Below are 12,270 nucleotides of genomic sequence, written 5' to 3'. Positions count from 1 at the left end.
AGGGATACTAGCCAGTGCAGATGACAGTTAGACAACATTAATGTGACGATTGGCCGCCATCGGCCACTATGTTCGCCTGCAGACTGGTCTGCAGCGCCTCGGGGGCGTCCAGGCTAATATCATGACCGCAACTGGGTAACACTATCGCCTGGGTATGGTAGAAGCTGGCCAGCGCGCGGCTGCAGCGGGGATCGGCCAGACGATCCTCGGCGGCGCAGATAACCGTCACAGGAATACTCGACAGCGGCGGCGCCTGAAAGCGGGCGCAGGCGATAAGCTGACGAACGCCGTTGCAAAGACTGGTATGGCGCTCATCGCGCCAGCGGCTCCAGTTGGCGATCAGCGCCAGGTTGTCGCCATGATACAGGCTGGTGTATTGCAGCACGCAGGCCTCCACCAGGCTGAGGCCCGTGCCCAGCTGGGTCAGCTTGAGGCGCACTCCGCCTAACATCGCCCTCAGCAAGGGGAGCAGACGAAAACGGCGATACCAGGGGGAGAGATTGGCGGCGCTGCTGTTAAGCAGCACCACCTGACGAACGCGATCCGGATAGCGACTGGCCAGGGCCAGCGCCGTCATGCCCCCCATGGAGAGGCCAATCAACACCACAGACTTGCCCCGAAAGGGATTGATATGGGGTAGTACCTGGCCCCAGACGCTGTCGCAATAGGCCTCTATACTCGTGGGGCTCAGCTCAGATGCCAGGCGACCATTACCGGGCAGATCCGCTGTGATCACCCGTTCGCCGGCAGCAATCAGGCGCTCGACAAAGCCCTGCCAGTGGCGTTCGTCGCGCATCAAGCCTCTAAGCATTACCCAGGTGGTCATCTTGCTCCTCGATTAAACCAAAACCGCTGCCCCTCGGCGGTGAGCATTGACAGCTCGGATGGCGAGAGGCGTTCCAGCACCCTGCCGTAGGCGGCGTCGAGCAGAAACTGCATCAGCACCACGTGACGGCGCAAAATCCTGTGGTGTCTGTGGGGCGCCTGAGGATTGAAGTAGCCGGGAAAGTTAAACAGCTGTCGCGGATTCTTGCGTACCCAAGCCCATGACCCCATCTCTAAGGTTAGCGGTACGAAGGGGGTCTTGCCGTCAACCTGGGTCACCAGATAATCCCAGATGTCGCCGTGGGTGCGATAGAAATGGCTTTGGGGCGCCAGCTGATAGTGGCCGTGGTGGGGATAGCCCTTCTCAAACAACTTATGCAGTTGATAGACATAACCTATGCCGGCGAAGGGCTCACGGGTGTGGGCATGGGGAAACCAGAGGTGATCCCTGAGCCCGAAGCCCGAGTGGGCATCCAGCGCCAGCAGGCTACTGCTGCGCGCCTGTAGCGAGGTGACATAGTCTATCAAGGCCTTGGTTTCCGACGCCATCGCCTCGCCGCGATACCAGGGCAGATGACGGGAGAAGCGCTGCCCGCCGACCAGGAAGGTGACTCCCTCCTGCGCCTCTATGGGAGCATTGCGCATCAGGTCCACATCCTGACCGTTGCCACGACTGCCGCGCAGAAATCCCGCCGGATTCACTATGGGCACGAAGGCCAGCCTTACCTTTCTTAATAGCGCCTGCAAGTGCGTGTCCCAGTCGAGGCGGTTAAGCAGACTGCCGAGAAACGCCAGCACCACCTGGGCGCCGATACGCTCGACCCCGTGCACCCCGCCGACAAAGAGCACGCAGGGTGCGTCGCTTTCTTGCGCCCCCAGCTCGATGGCGGTCACCGACAGCGCCTCGCCGCGATAATAAAAGTCCAGCAGTGAGCGATGCCGAAAATGCGCCTGATGCTGGGCGATCAGCCGCTTTAGGGTATCGATCTCGAAGGCATGCTCGAAGGAGAACCGGCTCATTGCCCCAGCTTAACACTGCTTATCCATGGGCTTAACTTAGCCTGACAATACGACAGGGAGATGACACTCGCCAGACCTGGATTTGGGCACTTTAACGAGAGGCAGAGTGATTTAAACTAACCTTAAATTAACAACTTTTATTTAAGAGCTTTTATTTAACAGCTTTGCTCTAAAGACTCTACCTTAGCGGCTTTGCATTAGCGGCTTTGCATTAGCGGCTTTCGGCCGGCATCAGGGCGTTAGCTAATCTCCTGACAGGGCCGCATCTTCCAAGGATAACCCAATGAAAACTTTGTTTATTATCTTGGGCCTCTCACTCTTGCCGCTATCGGCATTCGCCGACTGGGGCCTGAGCTATAGCCTGGGACAAACCAACCCCAAATGGCATGGCTCGGATAACGCCAGGGCCCACCGACTCGCCCTGGTCTATCCTATCCCCATGCAAGACAAGCTGCTGACCCGCCACAACCTCGGCATCAATCTGGAGCTGGCCTACCACTACTGGCAAGACTACACCCCGAGGGATAATCATGGCGTGTCACTCATCCCTGTGCTCAGTTATCAATATCCCCTGGAGAGCCTCAGCCTCTACTTCGAGGGCGGCATAGGCATCACCTATATCGACAGCGAGCATTACCTTGACCGCAGCCTGGGCTCCCACTGGCAATTCGAAGACAAGTTAGGCGCCGGCGTGATACTGCAAAAGCACCACAAGCTCGGGATCGCCTTCAACCATTACTCAAACGCCAACCTCGCCAGCGAGAACGATGGCTTCAACGTGGTCGGTCTCAGCTATGGTTACCTCTGGTAGTCCTTTATGGGCATAAAAAAGCGCAGCCTCAGGGCTGCGCTTTTGATCAAGCTGATACGCTAAGGCTTAAGGGCAGGAGGCGCCGTAGATCTCGCTCACCCAACTGCTGTTGTCGATGAAAGGATTACGGTTCTTCTGCCACTCGAACACACGATTGTTGCGGCGGCGCTCCCAGTCGCTGACCGGATCTTGCTGGTGCCAGCGATACAGGGTGCAGAGATCCCCAAGCAGAGGCTCGCCATTACCGGTAACCCCGCTCACCACGCTGAGATCCGGTGTGCCGCTGGCATCGTTACCCTCATACCTGACATCCATATAGAACACCATACGCGCCACATCGCCCTTCACTTCATCGCGCGGCTCGAAGCTGTCGGCATCGGTAAAGTTGCCCGGCGCCTCAGAGATCACATTGCCGCCGGCGGCAAAGTCTTTGTTGCTGCGGCTGCTGTTAACGGTAACATCTGCCGGACGCAGGTGATGCAGATCGGTATAGGCGTACTGACTGCTGCTGGGGAAGCCATGGCTCTTGGCCCAGACGTGTTCACGGTTCCAGGCATCGAGTGAGGTACTCAATCCGGCCCGATTCGTCTTAGGCTCAGAGCGGCCCGAATACAGCAAGATCACATTGTTGCTGTTGGCCGGGTCTTCATCGGCATAGTTGAGTCCATCCCACACCTGGCTATAGCTAAAGCGGGTATGGCCCTTGATGATCCCATTCAGGCTGGCCTTTAGCGCCGCTCCGCTTTTGCCTATCGCATCGCCATAGTAGCTGGTGTAGACATAATCACCATTGTCGCCGGCCGAGCCGTCACCGCCAGTCCCAGTCCCAGTACCAGTGCCAGTGCCGGAGCCATCGCCGCCACTCGCCACGTTATAACTTAGGCTGAGCGACACGCCACTAAAGGCCTCATAGGCAGTGATATTCACATAGTAGCGACCAACAACAGGCGTGGTGACGCTGCACTGCTCGTTGTTGCCGGTAAGATAAGGGGCGCAGTCATATTCAGCCAGTGTAGGCTCACTGCCCTGGCGCAGATAGAGGTCGGCATCCCCGGTGCCGCCACTCATGGTGACCACCACATCGCTCGCCCCTTGGGGCAGGTCGAACAGGTAGCTGAGAGTCTGCCCCTTGGCCGCACTAAGGTCAGACTTTGGCTGACCATTGCCCAGCTGATTGTCGCTGCCACCAGCGGAGGTGTCGCAGCTATCCAGGCTACCCGTGCCCGGCGTGCCAGCGTTATCCATGGCGCTCCAGTCGGCCTGCGACTTAGTGTTTATCACTGTTGTACGCGCCAGGGAGACGTCGCGCACGTTTAGCGACCAGCCACTCAGGCCGCCTTCCCAGGCGACCAGATCCACCTCTTCGCTGCCCTTCGACAGGCGCACGAAGTCACCCGAGTTGCCTAGGGTTAACGACATAGGAGATTGATCTGGATTGGTGTTGAACAGGCTGTAGAAACCCGCCTGGTTGGCTGCTACCGTATAGTAGGCGCCAGGGGCGAGCGTACCCTGCAAGGCATAGCTGCTGCCGTTGTCGCTGAGCTGGTACTGACTCAAGTCGATACTGCTGCAGCCGGCGTTATACAGTTCGACATACTCTTCGACGCTGTCATTGTTAGGCGCATCGTATAACACTTCGCTGATCAGCAGATTGGCATTGGCATTGAAAGCCAGGCCAGCCACTAACGCAGCCGTTGATAACTTATACATATCCATCGTAAATTTTCACTCTAGTATTTTTATTATTGAGCCCGGCCTAAGGCCTGGGCTGACCCCGTACGCCACGAAGGTAAATCCCTTCGGGGAGCACAAGGAGGCATACTAACGCCCCAAGGTTACAAATTGAAACATTTAAACCATCATCTTGATAACCTTTGATTAAAATCAAGCTAACAGGCAGTTCTCGCGGGATTTTTACAACAGGTGCTTAGAAATAGGTTCTGTCCGAGTAGTCATAGAGCCATTCGGGGCGATAGACCACCATCAGGGTCACCGCCATGCCATTGAGCAGCGCCTCAGGGAAGGCCAGCAGCGGGATCAGCAGCAGATAGTTATCTGTCAGATAGGCCCAGTCATAGTCGGTCATCAGGTAGAGCCAGATCGACCAGCTGAGTATGTGAAACACTATGCAGAGGAAGGCATTCATGAAGGCGCCGCAGAAGATGTAGACGAACAGATGGTGCGGCAGATACTTAAACACCTGACTGTAGACCACATAGCTGAGAAACAGCGGCAAGGCGATAGCCACCAGGCCATAGATGGCGAAATCCAGCGGCAACTTGAGCATGAAGGTGGCGAAGAAGGCGACCGGCAACAGCAGTGCCAGGGTAGCCAGGCGCCAACCAAACATCAGCATCAATGTCACCAGGCCGAGAAAGTGGGCATGAATCCCCGGGGTGATGCTGGCGTCGATAAGCCAAAGAGCATTGACGAAGAAGATGGCCAGTAGCAAGCGGGTCTGCAGCGCCTTATCCTTAAGTAGCGCCTTCACATCCTCGACCGGCCAGATGGCCCAAAGCCAGAGTGCCAGCACGGCCATGGTCAGCAGCTGAGCACCTCCAAATTGCCAATTTATCTCACTCCATCTTTGTAGCAAGAATGCCGTCATCGCCTTTCTAACCCCATCAAAATCCTAGCGGCCCGCTTAGCGCAAATGCCAAAGGCTTAACCGCTTTCCCTTGGCGCTCACCCTAGCATAGACACAGACTAGGCGTCATCAATCCTTAGCTACTCAGGAGTGAGGACTGGCGAAAACGAACCGAAAAATCACCTCGATATAAGCCACTGTTAATCTACTTAATTTTGGGTAATAATCCTCTGAAGCAGTGAAGAAAGGGACATCATGCTTAAGTACTGGTACAAAGACTTTGCCCAATATCCACCGGGCCACAGAGACTATTGGCGCACCCGTTTGATCGGCCATACCCTGCTGCTCAGCAGCAGCTTCTTCCTGGTGCTCACCCTGCTCAACATCTTCTATTTCGAGAGCTATGAGTACGCCACCCTGGACGCCAGCGGCTTCGTGCTTTCCCTATCGATTCTGGCCTTCTTCAACCGCACCGCCAACGTCAACCTCACCTCCTGGGCGGTGACCCTGATGGTCACCGGATTGATCCTGCTGTTCGTCGCCTCGGTGGGCGGCTATGCCCACTCTCTCTATTGGGCAACCCTGATCCCGCCGTTCGCCTTCTTCCTCCTCGGACGGCAACGAGGTAGCCTGGTCTCCCTAATCGCCTTCGGGGTTTGCGCCTACATAGTCTATGGCCAGATCCAGGAGGCCAAGCCCGTCACCTTCGGCATGGGCGCCCTGTTCAATGTCATCGAGGTATCCATTGCCCATATCTTGCTGTTTCGTTTCTACGAGGGCACCCGCTCCTCGGCCTATCGTCAACTGGGCGAGCGCAACGCCAAGATCCAGAAACTGGCCGAGACCGACAAGCTCACCGGCCTCTACAACAGAGAGAAGCTCGACATCACGCTGGAGGAGTATGTGCTGCAGAGCCGTCACCGGCAGACTCCCTTTAGCCTGCTGATTCTGGATGTGGATTACTTCAAGCAGATTAATGACGCCCACGGCCACCTGACCGGCGATCGCGTGCTGGTCCAGCTGGCCGATAGTCTCAGGAGCCTCTGCCGTGAGGGAGATTTTCTGGCCCGCTGGGGCGGCGAAGAGTTCGTGATCCTGCTGCCCGATACCTCACTCTCAATCTCTGTCGCCGTGGCCGAACAGCTACGCCAGGATGTCGCCGCACAGAAGTTTGATGGCCAGTCTCTCACCATCAGCCTGGGGGCCGCCCAGCTCAGAGAAGATGACACCATCAAGACCCTGGTCAACCGCGCCGATAACGCCCTCTACCAAGCCAAACAAACGGGCCGCAACCGGGTCGTGGCCGAAGCCGCCAGCCCTCACATCTGCGCCGTTAACGACTAAACATCAGCAATTAAGGCTGCTATTGCGCTTTAGCTCAGACAGTCCTGGCGCGTGCCAGCCACTACCTATGGCTAGTTTGCCAGCGACGCCTAAGCTGCTAGTATGAACCCAATAACCCCCTAAAAAAATCAATAATATGAATACCCTAACTAAAGTAAGTCTCGCCATTGGCCTGCTGTTTTCCGCCAGCACTCTGGCGCAAACCACCCTAATCCATAACCTCAAGGGCTACACCCTGGAGCGGGGAAAGCTGACCCAGTTTAGCGCCATCGCCTTTAGTGGCGACAAGATAGAGAAGATCTACCAGCAGCCGCCGAGTGAGCGGCAAACGCAATCCACTAACGTCAAGGTGATCGATGCCAAGGGGCAGACCATGTTACCTGGACTCATCGATGCCCACGGTCACGTGCTCGGCTGGGGGCTAAATCTGATCCGGGTCGATCTCAAGGGTAGCGAGTCTGAACAGGCCGCCGTAGCGAGAGTTCAAGCCTTTAGAAAGCAAAACAGGGATCTTAACTGGGTGCTGGGCCGAGGCTGGAACCAGGTGCTCTGGCCAGAAAAAAGCTTTCCCACGGCCAAGACTCTGGATAAGGTCTTTCCCGACACGCCCGTGTGGTTAAGACGGGTCGATGGCCATGCCGGCTGGGCCAACAGCGCCGCCATGAAGCTAGCGGGCATCAGTGCCGACACCCAGGCCCCAAGCGGCGGTGAGATCATCCGCGACGATAAGGGACAACCCAGCGGCGTGTTTATCGACAATGCCATGGCGCTTATCGAGCAGCAGATCCCAGCATTGACCCAGGCGGAGCAGGCCCGCGTACTAAGTGCGGCCATGGCAGATCTCGCCCGGCTCGGCCTCACCAGTGTGCACGACGCCGGTGTCGGTCACGATACCCTCGCCGCCTACCGCCAGCTGGCAGACGATAAGCAGATGCCGATCCGCATCTACGCCATGGTCGCCGCCGACGATAACCAGTTCGACCAGACCCTGGCCAAGGGCCCCTATCACCATCCCGGTAGCATGCTAGATATCAGCAGCGTGAAGATCTCCGCCGATGGCGCCCTGGGTAGCCGCGGGGCTGCCCTGCTACAGGACTACTCGGATCTGCACGGCCATAAGGGACTGCTGCTCTACGAGGAAGATGAGCTGAAGGCCTTGATGCTGAAGTCTATGCAGGCGGGATTTCAGGTGAATACCCATGCCATCGGCGATCGCGCCAACAAGCTGGTGCTGGATAATTACCAGAGTCTGATCGCCAAGACCCACACCAAGGACCTGAGACACAGGGTGGAGCACGCCCAGATACTGCAGCTGAGCGATATTCCCAGGTTTGCCGAGCTTGGGGTGATCGCCTCCATGCAGGCGACCCACGCCACCAGCGACATGAATATGGCCGAAGACAGGGTCGGCCCGCAGCGGATCAAGGGCGCCTACGCCTGGCGTAAGCTATTGGATAGCGGTGCTGTGATCGCGGCAGGTTCTGATTTTCCCATCGAGTCAGCCAATCCCTTCTTTGGCCTGCACGCCTCTATCACCCGTCAGGATCACGCTAACAAACCCGAGCAGGGCTGGTATCCCGGCGAGAAGATGAGCCTCACCGAGGCCCTAAACAGCTTTACCCATGACGCCGCCTACGCCGCCCATCAGGAAACCATGATAGGCGAACTGCAGCCCGGCATGAAGGCCGACTTCATTCTGCTTGAGAACGACCCCTTCACCATGGCCCCACAGCAGCTATGGCAAACCCAGGTGAACCAGACTTGGGTTAACGGCAAGAAGGTGTTCGACATCAAGGATGCCCAGTAACGATAAGCCCTTTGCTAGATGGATATAAGCCCACTAGCAAGACGTAGCAAAAAGCCCGGTTCGATGATCGGGCTTTTTTACTGTCTAAATACAAAACGTTTAATAGACAATAGGTTATAATTTGATCCACAGGCTATCGCAAGCCAAGTCATAGTCCCGGCGCACACCAAGGAGTCGCAACATGCTAGTCACCTTTAAAACCAAGCACTATGCCAACATCACCCTGTTTGGCGATGTGGCCCAGACCTTCCTGAAGATACTCGGCCATAGCACCTCGGTGCCGGGGGCGATTCGCGCCGAAGAGGTTCCTGCCGCCCTCGCCCGCCTGCAACAGGCGGTCGCCAATGCACCAACTCAGCCCCCACAAACAGAAGATGACGAAGATGAGAAGGGCCCCTATGTGAGCCTGAGACAAAGGGCGCAGCCCCTCATCGAGTTATTCGAGTCGGCGGCCAAGAATAATGACAACGTGATGTGGGAATAATCTGTAATACGAAAATAGGCACACATAAAATCGGCTCGTGAATATCCCTTATCGAGCGTGAATGTCTCTGACGAGCCGATTTTATACTTTTTACTATATTCATGAACTCTTTATTTCCGCCTCAGAAATCCAGGTTATTTTTATTCAAAATCTCGCCGACAAAACAATCCTATATATCCCGCCTGTTTCCAACACAAATCAATTAACAACTAATCAACAAGTAAAACCCATCCAAATAAAAAAGCACCATTGAAAACTTAAACAAAATAATATTAATCAGTTATAACTCATTTACCTAAAACTTCCCAAACTCACTGCCACAGCTTAACCACAGGCAAGAGCCATTCTACTTATTTAGCTGTTTTTAAAGCAAAACAATCACAACAGAATGATTAGTCATTTTAGTCGAATAACTGAGCAAAATTTATTCACCACACTGCATAAATAACAGATAACACGCATATTTTTAAAATGTACAAAAACTGAGACATTTGTATAACTTTTGTTAAATAACACCTACTAATTGTCATAATAGGCTGTTAGTATGCTGTCGAGTTTTTAAACTAAGGATGGTTAAACGTAGCTAAAACCTACAATGAAAATTGGATTCAGATTACTCATTTTCGATTTACACTTTTATTATAAAAATAAGGTAAAACATGAAAATTAATAAACTGAGTATGGGGTTGTTGTTATCGCTAGCGTCGTCAATGAGCTATGCCGATGATGTTGAAGTTTACTTTAATCACGTGGTCAATCCACCGGCCGTTCAAGCCGACCTTGAACAGAAAATTATCCAGCTTATCGATTCCGCCAATAGCACCTTGTATATGGCAATCTATGATCTCGACCTGCCCGGTATCGCCAACGCCATGGTGGCCGCCAAACAACGCGGCGTCGATGTGAAGTTTGTCACCGACGAAGACAATATCGCCGGCGAGAATGACCAGGCCATCGCCATCTTAAATCAAGGCGGCGTCCCCTGGATCGACGATACCGAAAACGGTAGCGCAGGCTCCAAGATCCAGCACAACAAATTCATTGTCGTCGACGGCAAGAAGGTGCTCACCGGCAGCACCAACTTTAGTCAGTCCGGCGTGCATGGCGACCTGGATGCCCTGGGAAACCTGATCAGCGAAGGCAATGATAACCATATCGTTATCATCGACTCTAACCAGCTAGCAAGTGTCTACACCCACCAGTTCAACCTGATGTGGGGTGACGGTCAGGGCGGCGCCAAAGACTCACTCTTTGGCCTGGGTAAGCCTGATCACCAGCTGGAGACCGTCTACACCAACAACGACAATATCCGCATCGATGTGCAGTTCACCCCGCAGTCGCCAAGCGTCTACGTAGGCTCGACTCTGTACAACATGCAGCAATATATTCGTAACGCCCAGTATCGCATTCATCTGGCGCAGTTTGTTATTAGCGCCCAGGATGTAGCCGATGAGATGGAGCTGAGACACGATGCCGGCGTCGAGGTACAGGGCCTTGGCGATGCGTCTTTCTTCTCTCGCTACTACTCTGAATTTCAGGATATGTTGGGCATAGAGAAGCCTAATACCTCAGGTCAGATAGAGGTGGACAGCTACACTGGCGCCGCCAACAACATCTGGGAAAACCCTGCCGATGTGCGTGTAGCCAAGTTAAATGGTGGCGATAAGTTCCATCATAAGTACATGATTATCGACGATATGGTACTGACAGGATCCCACAATATCAGTGGCGCCGCGGCCTTTGGTAACGACGAAAACATAGTGGTTATCCACGACAGTGAAACCGCCGCCGAGTTTGAGGGACACTTCAGCTACACCTATTGCGTAGCTGGCAATGGCACAGATTGTGCCAAGCCCGCCTATCAGGAAGGCACCTGGGAAGGCGTCTTCTTTAGCGCCAGCGAAGTGGGTGTGGTACTGGATATCGTCAACAACGCGACCCTGACCGAGCTGGATATCGACGCGGCTATGAACAAGACAGCCGCCAACAATATCATCGCCGCCAGGCCGATTGCCGACATGGATGCCCTGGCCGCAGTGTCTTACGTGGGTAACGCCGCTATGATAGATCTGAAAGACTATATCGTTCAGTGGCAGAGCAAGTAGTCACTCGCTAAAACATAAAGGGGCGGCCTATTTGGGCCGCCCTTTTTTATTCTTTCTTAAGGGACTTTGTAACTTTACCGTTTGTTTTGGCAGACGTTCCTAGGCGGTGACGCCGTAAAAATCATCTGCAAACGCCGCCCAAAGGGTTAACGGGTCAGACGCTCGATAATCGCCTTATGCTGTGGATAGGTGTCCAGCAGCGGCTGGCGCTCGAACAGCTCGAAGTCCTCGAAGGTAAAACCAGGCGACACCATGCAGCCCACCAGAGAAAAGCCCGGGTTATTCATGGCCGAGCCGAAGATACAGCCTTTAGGCACCAGAAACTGCGGCCGTTGACCTGCGGCCACGTCCAGCCCCAGCTCAGCCGTAGTCAGCTCACCCTCCCCGTCGATCATATAGATGGTCAGTGGCTCGCCGCCATGGAAATACCACATCTCGTCGGCGGTCAGGCGATGAAAATGGGACACCTCGCCGGTGCGCAGCAGGAAATAGATACTGGTCCACAGCTGACGCCTGTCATCGAAGGCCTCTTCCGCCCGGTAGGTGGAGCGATAATAGCCTCCTTCCACATGTTGCTCTAACTGCAATGCATTGATGAAATCTTCCGCGCGCTGCATAACTTCTCCCTCTTCATGTTCTAATCGACCCGGCTTTAGGATTCATGCTCTTGAGTTAATGGCCCTAGTCATTGGCTTCAAGTCATAGCTCCTAAATCAATGGCCTAGCACTCTAACCTATGTTGATGCTTAATGCTGTGACTCGAGCTGAGCAACTAGACAAGCGTGTCGCATCATAGCCTAAATAAAAAAGCCCAGGGCGTTAGGCCTTGGGCTTTTAGTGTTTCGCAAGGTCTCAGTGCTTAGAGACGCCGTGACGCACCATCTCTTTGCCCTGCTCGAACACTTCATCTGTGATCCAACGGGCATGCAGGAGCTTGTGATTCTTGTCGAACACGGCCACAAAATGGCGGCCATCGGCGTTATTGGTCGCCATCCCAACCCCTTCGACCCCTTCCAGTCCCAGGCCGCCGTTTTCTACCGCCAGCAAGAAGCTGGCAAGATCATCCAGGTTGTCGATAACCGTTTTATCATCACTCATGACTTTGCTTCTCATCTTCATCCGCCCGCAAACGGGCCTTACTCAATGTCGCGTACTCTACCCTGAGTGGCCCAAGATGTGAACCCATAGCCCCAGGCTTTCCCAGACCAAACAGCTTCTACCAACAAGGCTTGCGAGATTGAAACTTCATCCACACTGCGAGTTGCCCCCCCTAAACAGACGAGCATA

Annotated in this window: 11 protein-coding genes; 5 read left to right on the top strand and 6 right to left on the bottom strand. The window is 54.6% G+C overall.

The genetic code is table 11. The features are described 5' to 3' along the window. Positions 1–37: 37 nt before the first annotated feature. Positions 38–826 (bottom strand): alpha/beta fold hydrolase, encoded by a 789-nt coding sequence (locus K0H81_RS04475; RefSeq protein ID WP_220060051.1) that lies wholly within the window; start codon positions 824–826, stop codon positions 38–40. Continuing rightward, positions 823–1,845, bottom strand: a complete 1,023-nt coding sequence (locus K0H81_RS04470) for a M14 family zinc carboxypeptidase (protein WP_220060050.1) — start codon at positions 1,843–1,845, stop codon at positions 823–825. The genes K0H81_RS04475 and K0H81_RS04470 overlap by 4 nt, the downstream gene beginning before the upstream one ends. Before the next feature lie 283 nt (positions 1,846–2,128). On the opposite strand from K0H81_RS04470, the gene K0H81_RS04465 reads away from it, so the two are divergent. After that, positions 2,129–2,656, top strand: coding sequence for an acyloxyacyl hydrolase (locus tag K0H81_RS04465; RefSeq protein ID WP_220060049.1), 528 nt, complete (start codon positions 2,129–2,131; stop codon positions 2,654–2,656). A 66-nt stretch (positions 2,657–2,722) separates the two neighbouring features. Here K0H81_RS04465 and K0H81_RS04460 read toward each other — a convergent pair whose 3' ends face one another. Together K0H81_RS04460 and K0H81_RS04455 are read right to left on the bottom strand one after the other, a co-directional pair. Beyond that, positions 2,723–4,372: an endonuclease gene (locus tag K0H81_RS04460; protein WP_220060048.1), complete on the bottom strand. Its 1,650-nt coding sequence runs from the start codon at positions 4,370–4,372 to the stop codon at positions 2,723–2,725. Positions 4,373–4,583: 211 nt separating this feature from the next. Further along, positions 4,584–5,264, bottom strand: coding sequence for an energy-coupling factor ABC transporter permease (locus K0H81_RS04455; protein WP_220060047.1), 681 nt, complete (start codon positions 5,262–5,264; stop codon positions 4,584–4,586). A 234-nt stretch (positions 5,265–5,498) separates the two neighbouring features. On the opposite strand from K0H81_RS04455, the gene K0H81_RS04450 reads away from it, so the two are divergent. The 4 genes from K0H81_RS04450 to K0H81_RS04435 all read left to right on the top strand — a co-directional run bounded on the left by K0H81_RS04450 (position 5,499) and on the right by K0H81_RS04435 (position 10,983). Then, positions 5,499–6,587 (top strand): GGDEF domain-containing protein, encoded by a 1,089-nt coding sequence (locus K0H81_RS04450; RefSeq protein ID WP_220060046.1) that lies wholly within the window; start codon positions 5,499–5,501, stop codon positions 6,585–6,587. Positions 6,588–6,723: 136 nt separating this feature from the next. Beyond that, positions 6,724–8,394 carry an amidohydrolase gene (locus K0H81_RS04445; RefSeq protein ID WP_220060045.1) on the top strand — a complete coding sequence of 557 codons (1,671 nt, stop codon included), beginning with the start codon at positions 6,724–6,726 and terminating at the stop codon, positions 8,392–8,394. A gap of 181 nt (positions 8,395–8,575) precedes the next feature. Next, a complete protein-coding gene (locus K0H81_RS04440) occupies positions 8,576–8,878 on the top strand; it encodes a DUF1840 domain-containing protein (RefSeq protein ID WP_220060044.1) in 303 nt (100 codons plus the stop codon). Between the two features lie 659 nt (positions 8,879–9,537). After that, complete coding sequence (locus K0H81_RS04435) at positions 9,538–10,983, top strand: phospholipase D-like domain-containing protein (RefSeq protein ID WP_220060043.1); 1,446 nt, start codon at positions 9,538–9,540, stop codon at positions 10,981–10,983. A 146-nt stretch (positions 10,984–11,129) separates the two neighbouring features. Here the strand turns inward: K0H81_RS04435 and K0H81_RS04430 are convergent, their stop codons facing one another. Next, positions 11,130–11,600, bottom strand: a complete 471-nt coding sequence (locus tag K0H81_RS04430; RefSeq protein ID WP_220060042.1) for a cupin domain-containing protein — start codon at positions 11,598–11,600, stop codon at positions 11,130–11,132. Between the two features lie 235 nt (positions 11,601–11,835). Continuing rightward, positions 11,836–12,081, bottom strand: coding sequence for a hypothetical protein (locus K0H81_RS04425; RefSeq protein WP_144201911.1), 246 nt, complete (start codon positions 12,079–12,081; stop codon positions 11,836–11,838). Positions 12,082–12,270: the final 189 nt, after the last annotated feature.

It is taken from the genome of Shewanella halotolerans (genome assembly GCF_019457535.1).
In the GTDB taxonomy this organism is placed as follows: domain Bacteria; phylum Pseudomonadota; class Gammaproteobacteria; order Enterobacterales; family Shewanellaceae; genus Shewanella; species Shewanella halotolerans.
Note: the sequence above shows the minus strand (reverse complement) of the source record. Positions and strands in the feature narration are given on the sequence as shown.